Below are 23,005 nucleotides of genomic sequence, written 5' to 3' on the forward strand. Positions count from 1 at the left end.
GCCGTGGCTGCGGTGACCGGTCCGGACGGGCTCGTGCGGTGTGCCTGGGCGACCTCCGCGCCCGACTACATCGCCTACCACGACCTCGAGTGGGGCCGGCCGATCCGTGACGACCGCGGGGTGTTCGAACGCATGACCCTGGAGGCGTTTCAGTCCGGGCTGTCCTGGCTGACGATTTTGCGCAAGCGACCGGCGTTTCGAGCCGCGTTCGCCGACTTCGACATCGCCGCCGTGGCCGGGTTCGACGACGCAGACGTACGCCGCCTGCTGGCCGACGCCGGGATCGTCCGCAACACCGCCAAGATCAACGCCGCCATCCGCAATGCCCGGGCGGCCCACGCCCTCGACGGCGGACTGGCGGCGCTGCTCTGGTCGTTCGCCCCTGATCCGGCGACCCGGCCCGCGCCCCGGACGCCCGCCGACGTGCCCGCGACCACGCCTGAGTCGACGGCCATGGCCAAGGCACTCAAACGTCACGGGTTCACCTTCGTCGGACCGACCACCTGCTACGCCCTGATGCAGGCGGCCGGCATGGTCGACGACCATCTGCTGGAGTGTGTGGCCCGTGGGTCCGCCGCTGGAGACGTGACCGCCGGAGACCTGTCCGCCGGGGCGAGCAGCGTGAAGCCGAGGGAGTGGTGAGGTGGCACGTCGACGAGTGGCGTCCGGGAACGAGCTCGAACGCGAGTACGGCTACAGCCGGGCGGTGTCGATCGGCAACCGCGTGTTGGTCGCCGGCACCGCACCGGTCTGGGAGGACGGCGAGGTCGACCCCGATCCCGGTGTGCAGGCGTTCCGCTGCATCGAGATCATCCTGACCGCGCTCGCCCAGGTGGGCGCGGGGCCCGAGCATGTCGTCCGCACCCGGATGTACGTCACCGACGCGGCCCACGCCGACGCGGTGGGCCGGGTGCACGGCAAGGTGTTCGGCGAGATCCGGCCGGTGACCTCGATGCTGGTCGTCGCCGGGCTCCTCGATCCGCGCTGGAAGGTCGAGATCGAGGCCGAGGCGATGTTGCTGAACGAACGCACCAAGTGGGGCCGGGTCCTCGGCGGCCACTGATCATGGCGCGCGCTCCCGGGCCCGGGCCAGGACCCGACGAGGAGTTCTCCCGGGCAGTCGAGGTGTTCGCGCGGGGCTACTCGTTCGTGCGCAGCGCGACCCATCCGTACCTCTGTGAACGCATGGAGGGAACGGACACCGCGTGGGTGCTCCGCGACGCGCCGAGGCGCGATCCGCGTCGATACCGTCGCGAGGAGTGGGTCGGCCACGGTCCCGGCGCGGCGGACCTCGACGAGTTGGCGCGTGCCCACGCGCGTACGGCCTTCGTGCTGTCGGTGATCCGCCGGCTCGACGAGCCGGACGGGCCGTTGCGCTCGGCGTACAGGTCCCGTGGCTTCCGGCTGCTCGGCGTCGAGCCACTGATGATCCACCGGCTCGGCCGGGTGCCGGCATCGCCTGCCGCGCGCACCGCCGAAGGGACGGTCGTGCGGATCACCCGGGTGACCACACCGGCGCTCGCCGAACGTCTGGGCACCGCGACGCGTCGTCGGCCTCTGGGACCGGACCGCCTCGCCGAGGACGGCCCGCAGCGTCAGTACGCCGCCCTCGCCGGCGGGGAGATCGTCGGCTGGGTCAGCAGTGTCGTCGTACGGCTCGCGGACGACTCGGTGGCCACCTGGTGCGCCGACATGTACGTCGTGGCTGAGCACCGGCGACGGGGCATCGCCCGCGCTCTGCTGGCGCGCCTGCTGCGCGACGACCGGAGGTACGCCTCCACCGCGTCGGTCCTCACCGCCAGCCGAGCCGGTACCGGGCTCTACCGGGGTGCCGGCTACGACCAGCTCGGTGAGTTGCTGCTGCTCCAGCCGCCGAAGCTCTGACGCGGAGCGCGGCCGGGAGGCACCGGGCGGGAGGTATCGGGCGCGAGAAATCGGTCAGCGGCCCTCGAACTCCGGCCGGCGCTTGGCGACGAACGCCGCCACCGCGTTGGCATGGTCGGCGGTGGCGCCGCAGCGCCGCATCATCGCGCCCTCGAACTCCAGCGCCTCGCCCAGCGAGCTGTGCGTGGCATACGCGAGGGCCTCGCGTACGGCCGCGTAGGCGACCGTCGGCCCGGCGGCGAGTTCGCGGGCCAGTGCGCCCGCCTCCCGCGCCAGGTCGGCCGCGGGAACCACCGACGTGGCCAGCCCGATGCGTTCGGCCTCCTCCGCCGCGATGGTGCGCGGCCGCATCAGCAGGTCCACCGCCCGGGCGTGCCCGACCAGCCGGGGGAGCGTCCACGAGGTGCCGGTGTCGCAGGACAGCCCGATCGCGGTGAACGCGAGGTTGAACCCCGCGGTGTCGGCCAGCACCCGGAAGTCGCAGGCGAAGGCCAGGGCGGCGCCGGCCCCGGCGGCCACGCCGTTGACCGCCGCGACCACCGGCTTGGGCATGGTCGCCAGGCCCTGCGCGATCGGGATGTAGTGCTCCGGAACGGTGGACCAGACCTCTTCCAGCGGACGGTCGCGCAGCGCGGCGACGTGCTCGCGAAGGTCCTGGCCGGCGCAGAAGGCCTTGTCGCCGGTACCGGTGAGCAGGACGCAGCGGACGGAGACGTCGCCCGCGGCAGCCACCACGGCGTCCCGCAGCGCCTCCTTGGTGGCCACGTCCAGGGAGTTCGCGGCGTTCGGGCGGTTCAGCGTGATCGTGGCCACGCCCGCCTCGACGGCGTACCGGACCGGCATGGCCTGCTCGGCCGGCGCCCCGGCCGGCGCGTCGGTGGGTGAGTCGGTCGGTGTGGTCATGTCGTTCCTCCGGTCTGGACGAGACAGGTGTCGACGAATCGGGTCGCGGCCGGGAGCAGCGCCGCGGCGTGGGTGTCGAAGTACGCCGCGGCCGCGTCGCCGGGCCAGTCGGCGGGAAGCAGGGCGCGCGGCAGGCCCGGGTCGGTGAACAGGAACTTCCGCCACTCGTGGACCAGCCGGCTACGGGCCGCGAACGCCAGCCGGTCGCCGTCCTCGCCCATCGTGACCTCCTCCGGGCCGTCGCCCTCCGTGGCAGTGGCCTCCGTGTCCGCCCAGGCGTGTGTCCGGGCGTCACGCAGCCACTGCTGGTACGCCGTACCCAACCTGGCCAGGTCGAAGGCCCGGGCGGCCAGTTCGGCCGGGTCGCCGAGATCACGAGCGGTGAAGCTGTCCGCGCCTACGCCGTCCGCCGCCAGCAGGGACACCGCCTCGCCCGACCGGCGCGGTGCCAGCCAGGTGTCGCCGCCGAGGCGGGCGTACCCGAGGAAGGCCAGGCCGGCGTGCAGGCGCTCGCGGAGGCTTCGGTCGGGTAGGTGGGGGAGGACCAGGAGGTGCCAGGACCCGTCCCACTCACTGCCGCCGGTGCGGTAGATGCGTCCGGCGGCCTCGTCGAGCCGGCGTACGGCCCGCTCGGTGAGTGCGTAGCCCGGCCCGCCCGGCGTCCGGACCGGCGTCAGCCAGCCCTGCCGGACCATCCGGGACACCGCGGTCCGCACTGCCGCGGCGCTGATCCCGAGCGGCGCCAGCAACTGGACCAGGGCGGCCACCGGCGCCCTGCCGCCACGTGACCGGAGGTGGTCGCCATAGAGGTCGAAAAGCGCCGAACGTGCCCGCATGGGCGAAGTCTGCCGGAAGAGCCACCGATCCGAGGCGCTCTCAGCGGCTCTGGGCAGCAACCAGGTGGCACAGCGTGGCGAACGGGCGGCACTCAGCGTCACCAGATGGCACCGAATGGCATCGTTCCGGTCACGCTGCGCGGGCCTACGGCGATCTTGACTTTCGGTGTCGATGCACGATGCGGGATAATGTCCCCGCGTAACGGCACGCTTCGGCGGCCTCGCACCCCTCGCGGTGTGGAGTCGTCGCGCACGAACGACACGAAAGGAGTGCGCGGATGGCGGCCATGAAGCCGCGGACGGGCGACGGACCGCTTGAGGTCACCAAGGAGGGGCGGGGCATCGTGATGCGCGTGCCACTCGAAGGTGGAGGGCGGCTCGTCGTCGAGCTCTCGGCCGACGAGGCCCGCGAGCTCGGTGACGCGCTCAAGTCGGTCGTGGGCTAGCTCGACCAGGACACCAGCACAGCCACACCAGCACCGCCGGCAAGCTCAGTCGGCACCGCCGGCAAAGCAACTGCCCCGGCCGGAACCACGGGTTCCGGCCGGGGCTTTCGCATGCCCGCCTTCCAGGCGGTTTCCGAACGTTTCGGCGAGAACGAAACAGTCGTGCATTTCCTTCCGGCGATGTCCTCGTTGTGACAGGATCGCGGCACTCGTTCGAGTTCTGCATCAGGTGACACGGGGGAAGGTCCACCACTTCAGATCTCGGGGGCGCCGTGGCTCGGCTCGGTGCCCCCGGCCCCCCGTGCCGTCAAGGGGGAGGTCTGTGCATGAGCGTTTCCAGACATCGCTTCCGGGCGCTGGCCGTTGGTGGCCTCGTGGCCGGCCTGGTCACGGCGATCGGTCCGGCCGGCTGGGCGGGGACGCCCGGCTCTCCGGGGCGGCCAGGCGACCGGCCGGCCCACCAGCGCGCGACCGGCGCCCGGGCCCGGCCCGTCTCGGTGACCCTGGTCACCGGCGATCGGGTCCTTCTCCCGAAGGCCGACGCCACCTCGGTGGCGATCGTGCCCGGAGAGGGCCGGAAGAAGATCAGGTTCTCGACCCGCCGGGTCGGCGGGCACCTTTACGTCATCCCGTCCGACGCGCTCGCCGCCCTCGGATCCGGCCGCCTCGACCGGCGGTTGTTCGACGTCACCGGCCTGGTCAGGTCCGGTTACGACGACGCCCACCGCGGCACCGTCCCGCTGATCGTCACCTACCCGGCTGCCTCCGCGCGGTCGGCCGGGGCTCAGCTCGCGGCCGCGGGTGCCCGGCAGGTGCGTACGCTGCCGGCCGTCGACGGTGCCGCGCTCACCGTGGACAAGAAGCGAGCCGGTCGGTTCTGGGCCGACGTGCAGCCGCGACCGGGTGCCCGGACGTTCGGGCCCGGCATCGCCAAGGTCTGGCTGGACGGCGTACATCATCCGGCTCTGGACCAGAGCGTGCCGCAGATCGGCGCGCCCGCCGCGTGGAAGGCCGGCTACACGGGCAAGGGCGTGACCGTCGGCGTTCTGGACACCGGCATCGACGCCACCCATCCCGACCTCGCCGGCCAGGTCAAGCTGGCCCGCAACTTCGCCGGCGGCCCGGCCGGTGACCAAGTTGGTCACGGCACCCACGTGGCGTCCATCATCGCGGGCACCGCGAAGGCCTCCAACGGCAAGTACAAGGGCGTCGCCTTCGACGCCAAGCTGCTCGACGGGAAGGTGTGCGTCGACGAAGGCTGCGAGGAGTCCGCGATCCTCGCCGGCATGCAGTGGGCCGCCGCGCAGAAGGCCACCGTCGTCAACATCAGTATCGGCGGGAGCGACACCCCGGGCGAGGACCCGCTGGAGTCGGCCGTCGGCACGCTGACCAGCCAGACCGGCACACTGTTCGTGATCGCCGCCGGCAACAGCGGGCCGGAGGACCACTCGATCGAGTCGCCGGGTTCCGCGGAGGCCGCGCTTACGGTCGGTGCCGTGGACAAGCAGGACAACCTCGCGGACTTCTCCAGCCGGGGCCCGCGCCTCGGTGACGGCGGGATCAAGCCGGACATCACCGCGCCCGGCGTCGACATCGTGGCCGCCAGGGCGGCCGGCACCGAGCTGGGTGACCCGGTGGGCGACAAGTACGTACGCCTGAGCGGGACCTCGATGGCGACCCCGCACGTGGCCGGAGCGGTCGCCCTGCTGGCTCAGCAGCACCCGACCTGGAAGGCGTCCCGGCTCAAGCCGGTGCTGACCTCCTCGGCGAAGTCCAACCCCGGCCTGTCCGTCTACGAACAGGGTTCGGGCCGGGTGGACGTGGCCAAGGCCATCACCCAGACGGTGCTCGGCGATCCCGTCAGCCTGTCGTTCGGCGTCGCGCGTTGGCCGCACGCCGACGACAAGCCGGTGACCAGGCAGGTCACCTACCGCAACACCGCCGAGAAGGCGGTCACCCTCGCCCTGAAGGTGGAGCTGACCAGTCCCGACGGGCGGCCCGCACCCGCCTCGGCGATGCGGCTGAGCGCCGCCTCGGTGACCGTTCCGGCCGGCGGGTCGGCCTCGGTGTCGGTCACCTCCGACACCCGGCACAACGGCCCGGACGGCGCGTACAGCGGGCGGCTGGTGGCCACCGGGCCGGCCGGCGTCTCGCTCGGCACGCCGCTCGGGGTGGAGAAGGAGGTCGAGAGCTACGACCTCACGATCAGGCACCGCGACCGGCAGGGCAAGGCGACCGCCGAAGCGTTCGACACGCTGGTCGGACTCGACAGCGACGCCTTCCTCAGCCCCGAACCCGGCGCCGACGGCAACGCGAAGATCAGGCTGCCGAAGGGGAAGTACGTACTGGAAGCCGACGTCACCAGCTTCGAGTCGTCGGACCCGACATGGGTCATGCTCGTCCAGCCCACCGTCACCCTGACCCGGAACACCACGATCGACGCCGACGCCCGCATCGGCCGGCGGGTGTCGACCACGGTGCATCGCTCGTCGGTACGCCCGGCACTGGTCGCGATCGCCTACGACCGCAGCGGACCGGTCGCGGGTATCAGCTCCTCGCTCTGGGCCGACTCCTTCGACGGTCTCTACACCGGCCAGCTCGGCCCCAAGGGTGCGGTCGCGGGGATGTCCTCCTCCCTTGGCAGCCAGTGGGCCGTCCCGGGCAAGGACGGCTACTTCACCAGCAGCCCGTACTTCTACGGGCTGCTGAACACCTTCCCCGGGCGGTTCTTCACCGGTTTCCGTCGCGCCGACGTGAAGGACAGCCAACTGGGCAAGGTCGTCTCCCGGTTCGCCCGCCAGCAGCCGGGACGCCAGGCCTCCCGGTACGTGTTCGGCGCGGCCGATCCCAGCGCGTCCAGCTCGTCGGCCGGCCTGATACTGGACCTGCCGAACCAGGTGACGAGCTACCTCGACCCCGGTCCGACGACCTGGTCCACCGAGTTCTCCGAGTTCGCCGTCGACCAGGACGGCTGGCCGGAGGACCAGACCCTGCTCGTCTCGCCCGATCGCAGCTACCGTGCGGGTGCTGAGTACCGGGAGCGGTGGAACTCCGCGGTGTTCGGGCCGACGCTCCCGAACGACTCGTGGGGCCCGTCCGTGGGGCGGTACGGCGACGACCTTCTGGTCAACCTCCCGGTGTACTCCGACGCCACCGACCACCTGGGCGGGTCCCTGGTGGACACCGCGCGGACCCGGCTCTACCGCGACGGGAACAAGATCGCCGAGTCGGCCGAGCCCGGCTACCTCGACGACTGGGTGACCGTGCCCCGGGCGAAGGCGGACTACCGGCTCGAGGTCACCGCGACCAGGCCGACGTACTCCAGGCTGTCCACGATGGTCGCCGCCACGTGGACCTTCTCCTCTCGGCACGCCGGTGACGCCGAGCACGGGGTTGCGTTGCCGCTGTCGGCGATCCGGTTCGCCCCGAGGCTGGACCAGCTCAACCAGGACCACCAGCACCGGGCGACCCTGGTCCCGGTGACCGTCACCCCGCAGGCGAGGTCGAACGCCGGCCGGACGAAGACCCTGACGGCCGGAGTCTCCTGGGACGACGGAAAGTCCTGGCGGCGGGCGCTGGTACGGCACGAGCGGGGCGACCGCTGGGTGGTCCTGGTGCCACCGGCGCAGCACCGGTCGGGCTACGTCTCGTTGCGGGCCAAAGCGGTCGACACGCAGGGCAACACCGCCGAGCTGACCGTGCACCACGCGTACGCCGTCGGGAAGTGACCCCAGCTCGCGGGAGCCGAATTCCACCGATTTTGATCCGGGTGGTTTCGGCTCCCGCGAGGGCGGGGTAGATGTGGCTGCGAGCGACGGAGACGACATCGACGCGGCGGAACGGACCACCCACCCCCGTACGCGCCATGTCGATCCGGATCGCCAGTGGAGACGCCCGGTGCCGCTCGACCCGGCGGCGAGCGGCATCGGGTCTCCTCAGCCGGACAGGCCGATCATGCGCCTGCTCCGGCTTTTTCTTGCGGCCGGCTTTCCGGTCAGCCGCTCAGCCGATCAGTGCGGCGTAGACCTCAGCGGTCCGCCGCGCCAGCGCGTCCCAGCCGTAGTCCTCGACCGCCCGGGCCCGTCCGGCCAGGCCCATCGCCGCGGCCCGGTCCGGATCGGCGACCAGCGTGTTGACCTTCTCCGCCAGGCCGCGTTCGAACGTGACCGGGTCGGCCTCGTCGTAGTCGACCAGCAGCCCGGTCCGGCAGTCCTGCACGACCTCGGGAATGCCCCCGACCGCGCTGGCGACGACGGCCGTCTCACACGCCATCGCCTCCAGGTTGACGATGCCCTGCGGTTCGTAGATCGACGGGCAGCAGAACACCGTGGCGTGGGTGAGCACCTGGATGACGTCCTCGCGCGGCAGCATCTCCTGCACCCACACCACTCCGTCGCGCTCGGCCCGCAGCCGGTCGACGGCGGCCGCGGACTCCGCGGCGAGCTCGGGGGTGTCCGGCGCGCCGGCGAGCAGCACGAGCTGGGCCTTCGGGTCGAAGTCGGCGGCCGCGCGCAGCAGGTGCGGGACCCCCTTCTGCCGGGTGATCCGCCCGACGAAGGCGACGCTCGGCCGGCCGGGGTCGATGCCCAGGCGGTCGACCACATCCGTACGCCGGTCGGGGGCGTACTGCACGGTGTCGATGCCGTTCGGGATCACTCGGACCAGGCCGGGGTCCACCCCCGGATAGCAGTCCAGCACGTCGGCCCGCATCGCCGCGCTGACCGCGATGATCGCGTCCGCGCTCTCGTAGGCCGACCGCTCCGCCCACGAGGAGAGCCGGTAGCCGCCGCCGAGCTGCTCCTCCTTCCACGGCCGGCGCGGCTCGAGGGAGTGCGCGGTGACCACGTGCGGTATGCCGTAGAGGAGTTTGGCGAGGTGGCCGGCCAGGTTGGCGTACCACGTGTGCGAGTGGACCACCTGCGCCCGCTCGACTCCGGCCGCCATCTCCAGGTTGGCCGCGAAGATCCGCAGAGCGGGATTGGCGCCGGCCAGACGCGGGTCGTCCTCGCTGTGCGCGACGGCGCCGTCGCGGGGGACACCCAGGCAGTGGACGTCGAGGTCGACCAGGGCACGCAGGGCCTGGCTGAGGTAGTCGACGTGGACGCCGGCGCCGCCGTAGACCTGGGGCGGAAACTCTCGGGTGAGCATCGCGACTCGCATGTCCGGACTCTACGACCCGTCCGCGCCGGGGCGAAGCCCTCGGTTGCCCGGTGACCGCGCCAGGCCGTGGCATCATCGGCGGATGACCCGGGATTACGGCAGTTCGCGCAGTGATCCGCGCAGTGATCCGCGTGGCGACCCGAACACCGAGCAACCGAGAGGCGACGACCACCTGGTGCGGCTGCGGGTGCTGTGCACCGCCCTGCCCGAGGTCACCGAACGCCCGAGCCACGGCGAGCCGACGTGGTTCGTGCGGGACAAGAAGGTGTTCGTGATGTACGCCGACCACCACCACGACGACCGGCTCGGGTTCTGGGCCGCGGCGCCGGAAGGTGTGCAGCGGCTGCTTGTCGAGGCCGAGCCGGACAGCTTCTTCCGACCGCCCTACGTCGGGCACCGCGGCTGGCTGGGGGTGTACCTCGACGTGGACGTCGACTGGGACCGCGTGGCCGAGATCGTGACGGACGCCTACCGGCAGATCGCCCCGAAGCGACTGGTCGCCGAACTCGACCGGTGGGAGGCCCAGAAGCCTCAGGACCCCGAGGTCGGCACCCAGTAACGCAACTTGCCGTTGCGTTCGTCCTCGAGCACGCCGCCGTTGCCCTCGATCACCTTTCGCGACCCTACGTTGTCGGTGTCGCAGGTGACCAGTACCGGGTCGATCCCGAGATGGCGGCTCGTCGGCAGCGCCGCCGCCAGCATCGCCGTCGCGTGTCCCCGGCGCCGGGCGCTGGGGCGTACGTCGTAACCGATGTGTCCGCCGACTTCGAGCAGGAACGGCGTCAGCCGGTGCCGGATCGCCAGCCTGCCGAGATACTCCTCGCCGTCGACGTACCACAGCGTCGTGGAGGGTACGAAGCCGTTCGGCCGCGGCGTCTCCTCCCGGCCGGCGGCACGCAGGTCCGCGACGTACGCCGCGAAGCCGTCCGGTGTCGACCACACCGCCGCGTACTCCCGGAACTCCCGTCCGATCATGGAGTTGTCCTCCACCGTGCCCCGCCCCTCGGTGAGGAACTCCTGCATGGCTTGGAGGAACGAGACCCGCACCGCGGGCGTGGGGGTGACCAGATCAGGCATGGCGCCCATTGTGACGCGTGCGTAATCGGTGAAGACTAGGGTGCCGGTATGGGTAAGGAACCGCGGGTACTCGGGATCGTATTGGCGGGCGGCGAGGGAAAGCGCCTGATGCCTTTGACAGCTGACCGCGCCAAACCCGCCGTGCCCTTCGGCGGCACCTACCGGCTCATCGACTTCGTACTCTCCAACCTCGTGAACGGTGGTATCCGCCGACTTTGCGTCCTGACGCAGTACAAGTCGCATTCGCTCGACCGGCACGTGTCGCTGACCTGGCGGATGTCGACCCTGCTCGGCAACTACGTCACGCCCGTTCCCGCACAGCAGCGCCTCGGGCCGCGGTGGTACCAGGGCAGCGCCGACGCGATCTTCCAGTCGCTGAACCTCATCTACGACGACCAGCCGGACTACGTCGTCGTCTTCGGCGCCGACCACGTCTACCGGATGGACGTCGAGCAGATGGTCGAGGCGCACATCGCCGGTGACGCGGGCGTCACGGTGGCCGGTATCCGGATGCCGCGCGACCAGGCCTCGGCGTTCGGCGTGATCGAGACCCACCCCGACGGGCGGTCGATCCGGGCGTTCCTGGAGAAGCCCGCGAACCCGCCCGGCCTGCCGGACAACCCGGACGAGACGTTCGTGTCGATGGGCAACTACGTCTTCACCACCGACGTGTTGCTGGACGCGTTGCGAATGGACGCCGACGACGAGGGCTCGGTCCACGACATGGGCGGGAGCATCATCCCGATGCTCACCGACAAGGGCGAGGCGCAGGTCTACGACTTCGCCGACAACGACGTGCCGGGAACGACCGACCGCGACCGCAGCTACTGGCGCGACGTCGGAACCCTCGACTCCTACCACGAGGCCCACATGGACCTCGTCTCGATCGAGCCGGTCTTCAACCTCTACAACACGCAGTGGCCGATCTTCACGAGCTTCCCGCAGCTGCCCGGCGCCAAGCTGGTCGAGGGCGGGCAGGCGACGGAGTCGATTCTGTCGATGGGCTCGATCATCGCGGGCGCACGGGTGGACCAGTCAGTCCTGTCGCCGGGTACCCGCATCCTGCGCGGTGCCGAGGTGAGCAGCGCGGTGATTCTCGACGGCACCGTCGTGGGTGAGGGAGCGGTGGTCCGGCGCGCCATCCTGGACAAGAACATCGTGGTGCCGGACGGAGCGCGGATCGGCGTCGACCCCGAACACGACCTGGCCCGCGGCTTCACCGTCACCGACAGCGGCATCACCGTGCTGGGCAAGGGCCGCCGGATCCTCGACAACCAGTGAGCGGGCCGCGAACCGGGTCAGGGGCGCTTGGTGGCGCAGAGGAGACCGTCGCCGACCGGCAGCAGCACCGGGACCACCCGCTCGTCGTCCAGGATCCGCTTGCCGAGCTCGCGGATCGTGACCGTCACCGGGTCACGCTGCGCCGGGTCGGCCACCCGGTCGTGCCACAGCGTGTTGTCGATGGCCACGACGCCGCCCGGCCGCAGGAGGCGCAGCGCCTCCTCGTAGTACTCGGCGTACTCGTTCTTGTCCCCGTCGCAGAAGACGAGGTCGTACGCGCCGTCGGTGAGCCGGGGGAGCACGTCCAGGGCGCGGCCGGTGATCAGCCGGGTGCGCTGGGAGGCGATCCCGGCGTCCTGGAACGACTCCCGCGCCAGCCGCTGGTGCTCGGCCTCGACGTCGACGCTGGTGAGCGTGCCGTCGGGGCGCATGCCGCGCAGCATCCAGATGCCGGAGACCCCGCAGCCGGTGCCGATCTCGACGACGGTCCGGGCGCGGAGCACGGAGGTGAGGAACCGCAGGGCCGCCCCGCCACCTTGTCCGATGGGACTCGCCCCGACCTCGGCGGCGCGTGCCCGGGCCTTCGCGAGCACGTCGTCCTCGGCGACGAAACCCTCGGCGTAGGCCCAGGTGTCGGGCTTCATCGTGGAGATAACTGCCTCCTTGGTGGCACGGCGCGCACGTCCGGGCGGCGCGTCGTTCGCAGAGATCCGGTCCGGGTGGAAGCCTAGCCCCCTCCCGTCCGGAATCTGTCTCCAACGCCTGGTCAGGACGGTTTTGGTCGTCGTTCGGTCGTCGTTCGGTCGCGGTTCGGTCGCGGTTCGGCGCGCCGGGGCGCATTCGGGTGGCGGTTGGTGACGACGGCGTGACCTGACGGACACATCCGACCGGCACCCTGAGTCCTGGTAAGGGACAAACCCTGAGGTTCCCGAAGCTAAGAAGGGGCTAAGACCAGGGGTGGATCCGAGGCGTTTTGGCCGACCCGCAGGGACAATGGGAGGGCACCGCCGGACCAGCGGCGGAGTGTCGCCCGCAGCGTGCGGGCCGACGACGGATGGACGATACCGCGGCGGGAGTGCCCCGGCGCCGGTGGAAGTTGGGGGAGGTGGTCCGATGGCCGACAATCTCGCGGGCACGGTGCCGGCAGAGACCTGGACGCCCCCGTCCTGGGACGAGATCGTCCGCACGCACTCCTCGCGGGTCTACCGGCTCGCGTACAGGCTGACGGGCAACCGGCACGACGCCGAGGACCTCACCCAGGAGGTCTTCGTCCGGGTCTTCCGGTCGCTGTCCACCTACACGCCCGGCACCTTCCAGGGCTGGCTCCACCGCATCACCACCAACCTCTTCCTCGACCTGGCCCGCCGCCGGCAGCGGATCCGCTTCGACGCGCTGCCCGACGACGCGCCCGAGCGGCTGCCCGGCTCGGAGCCCAGCCCGGCCCAGGCCTACGACGACCGCCACCTCGACGCCGACATCCAGGCCGCGCTGGAGGCGCTTCCCCCGGAGTTCCGGGCCGCCGTCGTCCTGTGTGACATCGAGGGCCTGTCGTACGAAGAGATCGCGGCGACGCTCGGCGTCAAGCTGGGCACGGTCCGTAGCCGGATCCACCGCGGCCGCTCGCAGCTGCGGGAGGCACTGGCCCACCGGATGCCGCCGCGCCGGCCCGAGCCGGGTGCACCCGCCACCGCTGCCGCTGCTGCGGCCTTCACTGGCTCCGACGTCCCGGACGTCACTTCCGCCGCCGGGTCCGCCGGCACGGCCGACACCGCCGAAAGGACGGTCACCGCCGAAAGGACGTCCTGGTGACCCACGACCGCGCCGTCCTGTCCGCACTGGTCGACGGGGAGCTCGACCACGAAGCCCGCGACCGGGCTCTCGCACACCTCGCCCACTGCACCGAGTGCCGCGACGCGGTGGACGCCGAACGCCGGGTCAAGTCACTGCTCTCCGGGATGTCCGCGCCCACAGCGTCGGCGTCCCTGGGGGACGGGCTGCTCGCGCTGGCCGAGCCGGCCGGTGCGTTCGGTGAGGACGCTTCCCGCCCGCTCCTCGGTCCCGGCGCGGGCGCGACCACGGGCGGCCTCGCTCGTACGCCGGTCCAGGCGGGCGTCCGGGTTCCGGTCCGAGTGGCGCGACCCGGCCCGTCCGCCGCACACCGTCCACCCGGCCAGCCCGGCACCCGCCGGCCACGTCGGGGCGGCCACCCGGCCGGGCGCGATCGGCGCCGGCTCACGGTCGGTGTGGCGGGGGCCGCGGCGATGGCGACGATGACGTTCGTGGTGGCGTTCGCCGCCGGTGGCCAGCCGAAGGGCCCGCCGGTGAGCGTGGTCCCGCCGGTGCAGCGGTACGCCGTCGACCACGCCGGCTCCGCGGCCGAGGTCCCGTTGTCCGATCCCGGTGCCGTGACCGCGTCCTTCGATCGGGGGCTCCTCGCGCCAACGGCCGGGCGGTGACGCCATGTCGATCCGTCCTTCGCGGCCGGGGTCACTGACGTTCCAGCCGTCGGCCACCGCTCTACGCCTGCTGGTGGTGGCGGTCCTCGCCGGCGTACTCCTCGCGAGCGCTGTGCCGGCCGGGTCCGCCGCCGGTGGTGCCCGTGGGGCGCGGGTTCCGCGGGTGGTCCCGCCCGGATCGCCGAGCGCACCCGACGATCCGCAGGCGGTGCGCCTGTTGCACCGCGCGGTGACGGCCGACCACACGGTCGCCTATCGAGGAACGCAGTTCGTGGCCGTCTGGTCGTCGGCTGCCGACAGCTCAGAACTCGTCGACGTCGCCAACCTCCCCGGCCGTGGGACCACCTTCGCCGGGCACGGCGACACCTCCACGGCCTTCGTGGACCGCTCGGCGGACGCGCGTTCGGACGGGTCGGTGGCCTCCGGTGACCATGTGGAGAGCCTCGGCCTGCTCACCGGCGGCTACCAGCTCCGGCTCGCGGCGCCCGGCCACTCCGCGGGGCGTACGACCGACGTGGTGGAGGCGGTCCGCGCCGACGGTGCTGTCGCGGCGCGGTTCTGGCTCGACCAGCGGACCGGCGTCCTGGTGCGCCGGGAGCTCTACGACCACGACGGCTCCCTGGTCCGGGCCAACGCGTTCGTCGACCTGGACTTCGGCGCGGCTCCCGCGGCCGGTGGATCGCGCGAGCAGCCCGCGCGGGCGACCTCGACGCCGGCCGCCGACGACGGACCGGTGGTGGCAGCGGCCGACTACCCCCGGCTGGCCGGGGAGGGCTGGAACTGCTGCGAACGCCGGCTGGGCTCCGGCCCCGCACTGCGAGACGTACGCCGGTCCGGCGACGGCGCGCGGCTGCACCTGTCCTACACCGACGGCCTGGTGAGCACGTCGGTGTTCGAGCAGCGAGGCGACCTGGACGAGGCGGGTATGCGCGGTTTCACCAGGCGTACGACGGATGCCGGTGACGTGTACGTGAAGTACGGCCTGTCGTCGTACGCCGTCTGGGCCGGCAACGGCCTGGTTTACACCGCGGTGTGCGATACGCCGCAGGGGCTGGATGCGGTGGTTGCGGCATTTCCCCGCGACCGGGTGACCACCACAGGACCTGGCCTGACGCAACGACTGGACCGAGGCGCCGCCAGGATGGTGTCCTGGTTGAATCCCTTCGACTGACGAGGTGTGGGGCGCGCCGGGCGCCTCGCGGGGTTCGACGAGGGAGGGGTGGGCCGGGATGACGGAGCGCAGCGAGGCGTACGAAGGCGGACGATCCGGCCCGGGAGCCCAGCCGCAGGCGCCCCGGTCCGAGCAGCCCCAGCGGTGGTCGGCGCACCTGTCCCAGCATGCCCAGCCGCCCTCCCCGCATTCCTCCCCCCAGTCCCAGCAGTCCTCGCAGCCGCCGCAGTCCTCGCAGCCGTCGCAGCAGCAGCCCCAGGCTCCCTCGCATTTCCCGCCCTCGCCGCAGTCCCGGGCCGCCGCGGCGCCGTGGTTCGCGCCGCCGCACCAGCAGCCGGGACCACCCGGCGTCCCGCCGCAGCGAACCACCCGGCTACCCGGCTACCCCACCGAGCGTCCCGACTTCGAACCCCCGCCGCCGTGGGCTCGCCCGGCTGCCCGTAACGGTGCGCACCGGGCGGAGCCGGCGTTCGCACCGTCTCCCGGTGACCCGGCGGGCCGCGACGGCGGTCGCGGACGGCTGCCGCGACGGAACGTCCTGATCGTGGTCGGCGTCGTCCTCGTCCTGCTCGCGGCGACGCTCGGCGCCACCGCGGGAGTGCTCGCCACGCTGCGCTGGGGGCCGGCGCTGATCACCAGCGACCCCCAGGCCCCGGACGACAACCTCGGCTCGAAGGGTTCGGCGTTCCCCAAGCCGGAGAGCGTCGCCAACGTGGCCAGGGCACTGCTGCCCAGCGTCGTGCAGATCTCGGTGACCGCCGCGCAGGGACGGGCCACCGGCTCCGGGTTCGTCCTCCGCGACGACGGCTACATCCTGACCAACAACCACGTGGTGGCACCGGCCTCCGGCGGCAACGGCATCAAGGTCACGACGAACGACGGCCAGGAGGCGACCGCGAGCGTGGTGGGCCGCAGCCCGGCGTACGACCTCGCGGTGATCCGGGTCAAGGGCATCCGCAACCTCAGGCCGGTGGCGCTCGGTGACTCCGACAAGGTGCGCGTGGGCGAGCCGGTGGTCGCGCTGGGCTCCCCGCTCGGCCTGGCCGGCACGGTCACCAGCGGCATCGTCAGCGCACGCAACCGTCCGGTCACCGCCGGCGGAGGCCAGAGCGAGATGTCGTTCATCAACGCGTTGCAGACCGACGCGGCGATCAACCCCGGCAACTCCGGCGGGCCGCTGGTCAACCTGCGCGCGGAGGTGGTCGGCGTCAACTCCGCGATCGCGACGATCAGCCAGCGCAGCCCGTTCAGCGGCAACGAGGAGCAGGGCAGCATCGGGCTGGGTTTCTCCATCCCGATCGACCAGGCCCGCCGCACCGCCGACCAGATCATCAAGACCGGCCACGCGGTGTATCCGGTGGTCGGCGCGGTCGTGGACGTCAACTTCCAGGGCCCGGGCGCCCGCCTCGGCGAGATCCAGCCGGGCAGCTCGGCCGCCAGGGCCGGCCTGCAGAAGGGCGACGTGGTGAAGGTCATCAACGGTCACAAGGTCACCGGGGCCGACGATCTGATCGTCCAGATCCGCAGCCACGTGCCCGGTCAGCGGGTGGAGCTGGTCTACGACCGGGGTGCCGACGAACACAAGGTGATCGTCACTCTCGGTCAGGAGACCGGCTGACCGTACGCCAGTCCGCACCCGGCTCCGATCGCCCGCTCCGGCCACCGGCGGGGAGGTGAGAATGGCCGGGCCTGGACCGGCCTGCCGGGCCCCGCGCGGAGATCAGCGAGGGAGGTTACTCTGGCTCCGTGTTCGACATCGGCGCTCCGGAGCTCATCGTCCTGGCGATCGCCGCGCTGTTCATCTTCGGGCCCGACCGGCTGCCCGACATAGCGCGGCAGGCCGCGCGCGGCATCCGGCAGGTACGGGGCATGGCGAACAACGCCCGCCGGGAGCTGTCCCGCGAGCTGGGGCCGGAGTTCGAGGATCTCGACATCGCCGACCTCAACCCCCGCAACTTCGTCCGCAAGCACGTTCTGTCCGGCTTGGACGAGGACGACCTGCGCATCGACCGTGACCTCGACCTGCGCGACGACCTGCGGGTGGACATGGACTCCCGGAGCAGCCGCAACGGGACGAGCAACGGTGCCGCCGACGACCACGACACCGACTCGACGAACGGTTACGACTCCGACCACGACTCCGACCGCGACTCGGACTCCGGCACTGACCCGGTGAACGGCTCCGTCCACGTCGACGACGCGGACGAAGCCGACGACCTGCGCAACGGATCCGGTCGGACCGACGCAGACCGGACCGAGGACGCGGACGGCGAGCCGGGCAGGCCGGCCGAACGCCGTCCGGTCTTCGACCTCGAGGCGACCTGAGCGCCGAGCGGGTCAGCGCGCGGTGGGGGTCAGCCCCAGCGACCGCCCCACCAGGCTCGGCCGGCGGTCGGCGAGCTGCTTCGCGAGCCCGCTGAGCACGTCCGACGCGGCCGCACCCGGGTCGTCGAGCACGACCGGGCGGCCGGTGTCGCCGCCGGTGCGCAACCGCGGGTCCAGCGGCACCTCCGCCAGCAGCGGCACGTCGTATCCGAACCGCTCGCTCAGGGTGGCCGCCACCCGCGTACCTCCGCCGGTGCCGAACACGTCGATCCGGTGGCTCGGTCCGCAGTGCGGGCACGGCAGCCAGGACATGTTCTCCACCACGCCGACGACCTTCTGGTTCAGCATGGAGGCGATCGTCCCGGCGCGTTCGGCCACCTCGGCGGCGGCCTCCTGCGGGGTGGTCACCACCACGACCTCGGCGTTGGCGAGCTGCTGGCCCACGGAGATGGCCATGTCACCGGTGCCCGGCGGCAGGTCGAGCAGCAGGACGTCCAGGTCGCCCCAGTAGACGTCGGACAGCATCTGGCCGAGAGCCCGGTCGAGCATCGGTCCGCGCCAGGCGACCACGTGCTGACGGCCGGGCTTGAGCATGCCGATGCTCATCACCTTCACGTCGTACGCCGGCACCGGCATGATCATCTCTTCGACCCGGGTGGGCCGCTGGTCGGCGATGCCCACCATGGCGGGGACGGAGTGGCCGTACACGTCGGCGTCCAGCAGCCCGACCTTCAGGCCCTGGGCGGCCATGGAGACCGCGAGGTTGACCGTCACCGACGACTTGCCGACACCACCCTTGCCGGAGGCGATGGCGTAGATGCGGGTGAGGGAGTCGGCGCGGGCGAAGGGGTTCTCCTTCGCCGGTGCGGTGCCACCTCCGCGCAGCCTGCCCTGCAGCTCCTGCCGCTGTTCGGCGCTCATCACGTCGAGGGTGACCGCGACGTCGCGCACGCCGGGCAGCGCGGACAGCGCCTTGGTGACGTCCCGGGTGAGCGTCTCGCGCATCGGGCAGCCCGCGACGGTCAGCAGGACGGTGACCTCCGCGGTGCCGTCGGGGCGTACCTGCACCGAGCGGACCATGCCGAGTTCGGTGATCGGCCGGCGGATCTCGGGGTCGAGGACGCCGCCGAGGGCAGCGTGGAGTTGTTCCTGGTTAGGCACCGTCATACCTCGATGCTACGGGCTGCCGTCCCGGCCGCCCCGACCCCGGGAGCGTGACGTACGCGACGTCTGCCCGCCCGCCGGCCCCGGCCGGGTGGCGGTGTCGGCACGCACGTGGTCGCCGTCGCCGTCGTTCTGGAGCTCCTCCAGGTCCGTGAGCAGCGAGCGCAGTTCCGAGCGCAGGAAGTCGCGGGTGGCCACCTCACCGACCGCGAGCCGCAGCGAGGCGACCTCGCGGGCGAGGAACTCGATGTCGGCGCGGGTGCGGACGTTCATGTCGCGGTCCTGGTCGTACTGCACGCGGTCGCGAGCCTCCTGGCGGTTCTGGGCCAGCAGGATGAGCGGTGCGGCGTACGACGCCTGGGTGGAGAAGAACAGGTTGAGCAGAATGAACGGGTACGGGTCCCACTGGAGGCCGAAGATCGCGACGAGGTTCAGCGTCACCCAGATGATCACGAAAACCGTCATGTACGCGATGAACCGGGCGGTCCCCATGAACCTCGCGAATGTCTCGGCGAACCGCCCGAACAGCTCCGGGTCGTAGTGGGGACGGAACGCCCGGGTGGGAGACCGGGGCGTGTCCAGCCGCCGGCGGTCCCGCCGTGCACCGCCCGACTCCCGGAAGCGGCGTTCGGCCTCGGTGCGCAGCTCCTCGTTGCGCTGCTCGGTCTCGCGCTGACGGTCGGACTCCCGCAGGCGTTCGCTCTCCTTGCGGCGCTCGTCGTCGCGGCGGCGTTCGCTGGCCCGCCGGCGTTCGAGCGCCCGGCGGCGTTCCAGTGCCCGCCGGCGCTCGGTGTCCCGAGCGTGTTCGGGCTCGCGGGGCTCGCGTGGCTCGCGTGGCTCCTCACCCGCCACGGGTCACCTCCGCGAACCGCTCGCGCCAGTCGTCTGGCAGAAGGTGGTCGAGCACGTCGTCGACGGTCACCGCGCCGAGCAGCCGGCCGGACTCGTCCACCACCGGCGCGGCGACCAGGTTGTACGTCGCGAGGTAGCTGGTGACCTCCTCCAGCGACGCCTCCGGCCACATGGCTTCCAGGTCGGTGTCGAGCACCCCGGAGATCAGGTCGGAGGGGCGTTCGCGGAGCAGCCGCTGGATGTGGGCGACGCCGAGCAGCCTGCCGGTCGGCGCCTCCAGCGGCGGGCGGCAGACGTAGATCATCGCCGCCAGGGCGGGCGTGAGCTCGGGGTTGCGCACCTGGGCGAGGGCGTCGGCGATCGTCGCGTCCGGAGGGAGTACGACCGGGCTGCTCGTCATCAGGCCGCCGGCGGTGTGTTCCTCGTACGTCAGCAGGCGCCGGACGTCCTCGGCCTCTTTCGGCTCCATCAGCCGCAGCAGGTGGTCCGCGGTCTCCTGGGGCAGCTCGGCCATCAGGTCGGCGGCGTCGTCGGGGGACATCTCCTCGATGACGTCGGCGGCGCGTTCGACGTCGAGCGCGCTGAGGATCTCCACCTGGTCGTCCTCGGGCAGCTCCTCCAGAACGTCGGCCAGGCGTTCGTCGGCCAGTGCCGCCGCCACCTCCGAACGCCGCTTGGGGGTCAGGTCGTGCAGAACCGCCGCCAGGTCTGGCGGGCGCATGCTCTCCAGCGTCGCCAGCAGGTGGGTGGCGCCCTGGGACTCCTCGACCAGGCCGAGCCCGGTGACCGCGTCCCAGTCGACGACCGACGTCTGACCGCGGCGTCCGAACCGCTTGCCCCGCTTGAGGATCGCGACCTTGGTCACCTGCCAGTCGCGGGCCCGGGACGCCTCGATCCCGAGATCGATGACGGTCACGTCCTCACCGGTCTCGCGCAGCGTCACGGTGCGGTCGAGAAGCTCCCCGAGGGCGAGCGTCTCGGTGGGCCGCTGCTGGAACCGGCGCATGTTGACCAGGCCGGTGGTGACGATCTGCCCGGCGTCCATGCTGATCACCCGGGTCATCGGGAGGAAGATCCGGCGCCGGCCGAGCACCTCGACCACCAGGCCGAGCACCCTCGGCGGCTGGTTGCGCGGACGGAGCATGACCACGACGTCGCGCGCCTTGCCCACCTGGTCACCACGCGGGTCGAAGACCACCGCCGAGGCCAGCTTCGCGACGAACACCCTGCTGGGGGTACCGCTCACCACTGGTCCTACCCCTTTCGTCGCCAGGGTCAGGCTAACGTCCCGGGCGCCTCGAGGAGAGCGAGGTGATGGGCGGGCGTGCTCAGGACAGTCGCGGGCGGTGGCGCGGGCGCTTGTGCACCACCCAGGGGAGCCTGCCGGTGGTGGTCGCGGGACTGCCGGGCGGGCTCGCGGCGGCCCGGTCGCCGGGCATTCTCCCGGGCTCCTCCAGCACCTCGCCGCTCGGTGTAAGCCGGACGATCACGGCGGTCCGTGCCCAGCGGGCGGGCAGCTCGGCGGCGTCGGTGGTGTTCAGCCGGTCACCGCGCAGCAGGCGTACGGCCTGGTCCCACTCGTCTGTGCCGGGCCGGAGGCGGTGTACGCCGGCGCGCCAGGTGACCAGCCGGGCGCCGGAGTCCTTGGAGCGGCAGGTCACGGTGGCCTCGGTGGCCTCGGCCAGCCCGGGCAGGGCCTGCTCCGGCCGTGCCGCCGGGTGTTCAGGGGTCCCCGCGGGCTCGGCCTGCTCGGTTGTCTCGGTCTGCCCAGTCGCCTCCGTCGCGTCGGCCACGACGTAGGCCGCGCCGTCGGACCAGACGTGCCACGCCGGGCGGGGCCGGTCCAGGCCGGCGTAGGCCAGCCACAGGACCGACGAGCGACGGCAGGCCTCCTCCACCAGCGCCGCGCGTACGGCCCGGTCGGCGTCGGCTCGCTCGGCGTCCGCCTGCCCGGCGTGCTCGGCCCGCTCGGCGTCACTCATGAGGTGAGATTCTCACACGCGCGCCCGGTGCCCACACCAAGCCGCGCGGCGATGAGTTCTGCCGGCCGGGCCTGTCCTACAGGGGACGACTACGACTGGAGGAACGCTGACATGTGTCCGCTGTGTATCGCCACCGTGGGGCTGATGGTCTCCGGTGCGGCGGCGTTCGTACGAAAGGTACGGGCCAGAAGTGAGCAGGAACGGCTCGACGCCGACCGGCGCGAGGGGGACCCCCAGGGCACCCCCGCGCCGGTGTGACGCGGGCCGGCCCCGCGGCTCACAGCCAGCCGTTGCGCTTGAAGTAGCGGTGCAGGCCGAAACAGATTCCCACGATGAGTGCCATCACCATGAAATAGCCGTAGCGCCAGTGGGTCTCGGGCATGAACTTGAAGTTCATGCCGTAGATCCCGGCGATCATCGTGGGCACCGCCAGGATCGCCACCCAGGCGGAGATCTTGCGCATGTCCTCGTTCTCGGCGACGGTGAGCTGCGCCAGGCCCGCCTGCAGGATCGAGGTGAGGAGTTCGTCGAACGCCGAGACCTGCTCCCGCACCCGGGCCAGGTGGTCCTCGACGTCGCGGAAGTACTCCCGGATCTCCGGCGCCACCAGCCGCACCGGGCGCTCGGCCAGCTGGCGCAGCGGACCGGCCAGTGGGGCGACCGCGCGCTTGAGCTCCAGCACCTCGCGCTTGAGCTGGTAGACGCGTTCGACGTTGCGGGCGCCGCGAGCGGAGAAGATCGAGATCTCCAGCTCGTCGATGTCGTCCTGGAGTCGGTCGACCACGGTGAGGTAATCGTCGACCACCCGGTCGGCGACGGCGTGCAGCACCGCGCTGGGCCCGTGCCGCAGGTGGTCGGGGTTGTCCTGGAGCTGGCGCCGCACCCGCCCCAGCTCGCTGTGGTCGCCGTGCCGGACGGTGACCACGAACTCCGGTCCGACGAACGCCATCAGCTCACCGGTCTCGACCACCTCGCTGGAGGCGGTGAACTCCTCGTGCGGGCAGTAACGCACCGTCTTGAACACCGCGAACAGCGAGTCGCCGTACCGCTCCAGCTTCGGCCGCTGGTGAGCGGTCACCGCGTCCTCCACGGCGAGCGCGTGCAGGTCGAACTCCTCGGCGATCCCGGCGAGCTGGTCGCCGGTCGGCTCGAACAGCCCGATCCAGACGAAGCCGCCGCCGTCGCGGGCGCGGCGTACCGCCTCGGTGTAGGAGGAGACGTCCTCCTGGCGCTTGCCGTCGCGGTAGAAGGCCCAGTCGACGACCGCCGTACGGGGGCTGTCGTTACGCGGGCCGCTCGGGTGGCCGTTCAGGTGGGAGTCGGGCCGGCGGCGGATGGCGCGCATCATCGCGCGGGCGCGGCGTCCGCCGAGAACGGCGTTGCGGTGGTCACGAACACCGGGCAGGGCCATGAGAGGCACCTCCTTGTCCCGAACTGGTCCCGAACCTGGTCCCGAACTGGGCCCGAA

At 72.0% G+C, this 23,005-nt stretch carries 23 protein-coding genes; 13 read left to right on the top strand and 10 right to left on the bottom strand.

The genetic code is table 11. The features are described from left to right. The first annotated feature begins 3 nt into the window (after window positions 1-3). The 3 genes from F4554_RS07460 to F4554_RS07470 are packed head-to-tail and all read left to right on the top strand — an operon-like array spanning window position 4 to window position 1,884. Window positions 4-642: a DNA-3-methyladenine glycosylase I gene (locus F4554_RS07460; RefSeq protein WP_337795921.1), complete on the top strand. Its 639-nt coding sequence runs from the start codon at window positions 4-6 to the stop codon at window positions 640-642. Between the two features lies 1 nt (window position 643). Beyond that, window positions 644-1,063, top strand: coding sequence for a Rid family hydrolase (locus F4554_RS07465; RefSeq protein WP_179786710.1), 420 nt, complete (start codon window positions 644-646; stop codon window positions 1,061-1,063). 2 nt (window positions 1,064-1,065) lie between these two features. Next, a complete protein-coding gene (locus F4554_RS07470; protein ID WP_179786711.1) occupies window positions 1,066-1,884 on the top strand; it encodes a GNAT family N-acetyltransferase in 819 nt (272 codons plus the stop codon). Window positions 1,885-1,938: 54 nt separating this feature from the next. Here F4554_RS07470 and F4554_RS07475 read toward each other — a convergent pair whose 3' ends face one another. Together F4554_RS07475 and F4554_RS07480 are read right to left on the bottom strand one after the other, a co-directional pair. Next, window positions 1,939-2,787 carry an enoyl-CoA hydratase-related protein gene (locus F4554_RS07475; protein ID WP_238341237.1) on the bottom strand — a complete coding sequence of 283 codons (849 nt, stop codon included), beginning with the start codon at window positions 2,785-2,787 and terminating at the stop codon, window positions 1,939-1,941. Continuing rightward, window positions 2,784-3,623 carry a PaaX family transcriptional regulator gene (locus F4554_RS07480; RefSeq protein WP_179786712.1) on the bottom strand — a complete coding sequence of 280 codons (840 nt, stop codon included), beginning with the start codon at window positions 3,621-3,623 and terminating at the stop codon, window positions 2,784-2,786. Before F4554_RS07480 ends, F4554_RS07475 begins: the two co-directional genes overlap by 4 nt. A gap of 278 nt (window positions 3,624-3,901) precedes the next feature. Here F4554_RS07480 and F4554_RS07485 point away from each other — a divergent pair, with 278 nt between their 5' ends. Further along, window positions 3,902-4,069, top strand: coding sequence for a DUF3117 domain-containing protein (locus F4554_RS07485; RefSeq protein ID WP_092656719.1), 168 nt, complete (start codon window positions 3,902-3,904; stop codon window positions 4,067-4,069). A gap of 326 nt (window positions 4,070-4,395) precedes the next feature. Continuing rightward, window positions 4,396-7,797, top strand: coding sequence for a S8 family serine peptidase (locus tag F4554_RS07490; RefSeq protein WP_179786713.1), 3,402 nt, complete (start codon window positions 4,396-4,398; stop codon window positions 7,795-7,797). Window positions 7,798-8,071: 274 nt separating this feature from the next. Here F4554_RS07490 and glgA read toward each other — a convergent pair whose 3' ends face one another. After that, the gene (glgA, locus tag F4554_RS07495) at window positions 8,072-9,229 is read right to left on the bottom strand and encodes a glycogen synthase (protein ID WP_179786714.1); all 1,158 of its coding nucleotides are present in this window, start codon (window positions 9,227-9,229) and stop codon (window positions 8,072-8,074) included. A gap of 82 nt (window positions 9,230-9,311) precedes the next feature. Between glgA and F4554_RS07500 the strand changes: the two genes are divergently transcribed. After that, the gene (locus tag F4554_RS07500; protein WP_179786715.1) at window positions 9,312-9,788 is read left to right on the top strand and encodes an MmcQ/YjbR family DNA-binding protein; all 477 of its coding nucleotides are present in this window, start codon (window positions 9,312-9,314) and stop codon (window positions 9,786-9,788) included. On the opposite strand, the gene F4554_RS07505 is transcribed toward F4554_RS07500, so the two are convergent. After that, on the bottom strand, window positions 9,761-10,306 hold the full coding sequence (locus tag F4554_RS07505) for a GNAT family N-acetyltransferase (protein ID WP_179786716.1): 546 nt from the start codon (window positions 10,304-10,306) through the stop codon (window positions 9,761-9,763). The genes F4554_RS07500 and F4554_RS07505 overlap by 28 nt on opposite strands. A 48-nt stretch (window positions 10,307-10,354) precedes the next feature. Between F4554_RS07505 and glgC the strand changes: the two genes are divergently transcribed. After that, a complete protein-coding gene (glgC, locus tag F4554_RS07510) occupies window positions 10,355-11,587 on the top strand; it encodes a glucose-1-phosphate adenylyltransferase (RefSeq protein ID WP_179786717.1) in 1,233 nt (410 codons plus the stop codon). 17 nt (window positions 11,588-11,604) lie between these two features. Here the strand turns inward: glgC and F4554_RS07515 are convergent, their stop codons facing one another. Next, window positions 11,605-12,231 (bottom strand): O-methyltransferase, encoded by a 627-nt coding sequence (locus F4554_RS07515; protein ID WP_179786718.1) that lies wholly within the window; start codon window positions 12,229-12,231, stop codon window positions 11,605-11,607. 469 nt (window positions 12,232-12,700) lie between these two features. Here F4554_RS07515 and sigE point away from each other — a divergent pair, with 469 nt between their 5' ends. From sigE to F4554_RS07540, 5 genes are all read left to right on the top strand, one after another. Then, complete coding sequence (gene sigE, locus F4554_RS07520; protein WP_238341238.1) at window positions 12,701-13,396, top strand: RNA polymerase sigma factor SigE; 696 nt, start codon at window positions 12,701-12,703, stop codon at window positions 13,394-13,396. Continuing rightward, on the top strand, window positions 13,393-14,043 hold the full coding sequence (locus F4554_RS07525) for a zf-HC2 domain-containing protein (RefSeq protein WP_202889187.1): 651 nt from the start codon (window positions 13,393-13,395) through the stop codon (window positions 14,041-14,043). The genes sigE and F4554_RS07525 overlap by 4 nt, the downstream gene beginning before the upstream one ends. Window positions 14,044-14,047: 4 nt before the next feature. Then, entirely contained in the window at window positions 14,048-15,214 is a 1,167-nt protein-coding gene (locus tag F4554_RS07530) for a sigma-E factor regulatory protein RseB domain-containing protein (RefSeq protein ID WP_179786719.1), read from the top strand. 58 nt (window positions 15,215-15,272) lie between these two features. Next, entirely contained in the window at window positions 15,273-16,832 is a 1,560-nt protein-coding gene (locus tag F4554_RS07535) for a S1C family serine protease (RefSeq protein ID WP_202889188.1), read from the top strand. Window positions 16,833-16,960: 128 nt separating this feature from the next. Beyond that, window positions 16,961-17,539, top strand: coding sequence for a sec-independent translocase (locus tag F4554_RS07540; protein WP_179786720.1), 579 nt, complete (start codon window positions 16,961-16,963; stop codon window positions 17,537-17,539). A 12-nt stretch (window positions 17,540-17,551) separates the two neighbouring features. Here the strand turns inward: F4554_RS07540 and F4554_RS07545 are convergent, their stop codons facing one another. The 4 genes from F4554_RS07545 to F4554_RS07560 form a co-directional block, all read right to left on the bottom strand. Continuing rightward, on the bottom strand, window positions 17,552-18,706 hold the full coding sequence (locus F4554_RS07545; protein WP_179786721.1) for an Mrp/NBP35 family ATP-binding protein: 1,155 nt from the start codon (window positions 18,704-18,706) through the stop codon (window positions 17,552-17,554). 9 nt (window positions 18,707-18,715) lie between these two features. Continuing rightward, window positions 18,716-19,348 (bottom strand): DUF1003 domain-containing protein, encoded by a 633-nt coding sequence (locus tag F4554_RS07550; protein WP_202889731.1) that lies wholly within the window; start codon window positions 19,346-19,348, stop codon window positions 18,716-18,718. Between the two features lie 196 nt (window positions 19,349-19,544). Next, the gene (locus F4554_RS07555; RefSeq protein ID WP_179786722.1) at window positions 19,545-20,801 is read right to left on the bottom strand and encodes a magnesium transporter MgtE N-terminal domain-containing protein; all 1,257 of its coding nucleotides are present in this window, start codon (window positions 20,799-20,801) and stop codon (window positions 19,545-19,547) included. Window positions 20,802-20,883: 82 nt separating this feature from the next. Beyond that, window positions 20,884-21,537 carry a hypothetical protein gene (locus tag F4554_RS07560; protein WP_179786723.1) on the bottom strand — a complete coding sequence of 218 codons (654 nt, stop codon included), beginning with the start codon at window positions 21,535-21,537 and terminating at the stop codon, window positions 20,884-20,886. A 111-nt stretch (window positions 21,538-21,648) separates the two neighbouring features. Between F4554_RS07560 and F4554_RS07565 the strand changes: the two genes are divergently transcribed. Further along, complete coding sequence (locus F4554_RS07565; RefSeq protein WP_179786724.1) at window positions 21,649-21,795, top strand: hypothetical protein; 147 nt, start codon at window positions 21,649-21,651, stop codon at window positions 21,793-21,795. Window positions 21,796-21,814: 19 nt separating this feature from the next. Here F4554_RS07565 and corA read toward each other — a convergent pair whose 3' ends face one another. Then, complete coding sequence (gene corA, locus F4554_RS07570; protein ID WP_179786725.1) at window positions 21,815-22,948, bottom strand: magnesium/cobalt transporter CorA; 1,134 nt, start codon at window positions 22,946-22,948, stop codon at window positions 21,815-21,817. Between the last annotated feature and the right edge of the window lie 57 nt (window positions 22,949-23,005).

The organism is Actinopolymorpha rutila, assembly GCF_013407855.1.
Taxonomy (GTDB): domain Bacteria; phylum Actinomycetota; class Actinomycetes; order Propionibacteriales; family Actinopolymorphaceae; genus Actinopolymorpha; species Actinopolymorpha rutila.

Coding starts and splice junctions, on each gene's coding strand:
- F4554_RS07470 (WP_179786711.1), top strand. CDS start 1,066: ATGGCGCGCGCTCCCGGGCCCGGGCCAGGACCCGACGAGGAGTTCTCC.
- F4554_RS07475 (WP_238341237.1), bottom strand. CDS start 2,787: ATGACCACACCGACCGACTCACCCACCGACGCGCCGGCCGGGGCGCCG.
- F4554_RS07480 (WP_179786712.1), bottom strand. CDS start 3,623: ATGCGGGCACGTTCGGCGCTTTTCGACCTCTATGGCGACCACCTCCGG.
- F4554_RS07485 (WP_092656719.1), top strand. CDS start 3,902: ATGGCGGCCATGAAGCCGCGGACGGGCGACGGACCGCTTGAGGTCACC.
- F4554_RS07490 (WP_179786713.1), top strand. CDS start 4,396: ATGAGCGTTTCCAGACATCGCTTCCGGGCGCTGGCCGTTGGTGGCCTC.
- glgA (WP_179786714.1), bottom strand. CDS start 9,229: ATGCGAGTCGCGATGCTCACCCGAGAGTTTCCGCCCCAGGTCTACGGC.
- F4554_RS07500 (WP_179786715.1), top strand. CDS start 9,312: ATGACCCGGGATTACGGCAGTTCGCGCAGTGATCCGCGCAGTGATCCG.
- F4554_RS07505 (WP_179786716.1), bottom strand. CDS start 10,306: ATGCCTGATCTGGTCACCCCCACGCCCGCGGTGCGGGTCTCGTTCCTC.
- glgC (WP_179786717.1), top strand. CDS start 10,355: ATGGGTAAGGAACCGCGGGTACTCGGGATCGTATTGGCGGGCGGCGAG.
- F4554_RS07515 (WP_179786718.1), bottom strand. CDS start 12,231: ATGAAGCCCGACACCTGGGCCTACGCCGAGGGTTTCGTCGCCGAGGAC.
- sigE (WP_238341238.1), top strand. CDS start 12,701: ATGGCCGACAATCTCGCGGGCACGGTGCCGGCAGAGACCTGGACGCCC.
- F4554_RS07530 (WP_179786719.1), top strand. CDS start 14,048: ATGTCGATCCGTCCTTCGCGGCCGGGGTCACTGACGTTCCAGCCGTCG.
- F4554_RS07535 (WP_202889188.1), top strand. CDS start 15,273: ATGACGGAGCGCAGCGAGGCGTACGAAGGCGGACGATCCGGCCCGGGA.
- F4554_RS07545 (WP_179786721.1), bottom strand. CDS start 18,706: ATGACGGTGCCTAACCAGGAACAACTCCACGCTGCCCTCGGCGGCGTC.
- F4554_RS07560 (WP_179786723.1), bottom strand. CDS start 21,537: ATGAGTGACGCCGAGCGGGCCGAGCACGCCGGGCAGGCGGACGCCGAG.
- F4554_RS07565 (WP_179786724.1), top strand. CDS start 21,649: ATGTGTCCGCTGTGTATCGCCACCGTGGGGCTGATGGTCTCCGGTGCG.
- corA (WP_179786725.1), bottom strand. CDS start 22,948: ATGGCCCTGCCCGGTGTTCGTGACCACCGCAACGCCGTTCTCGGCGGA.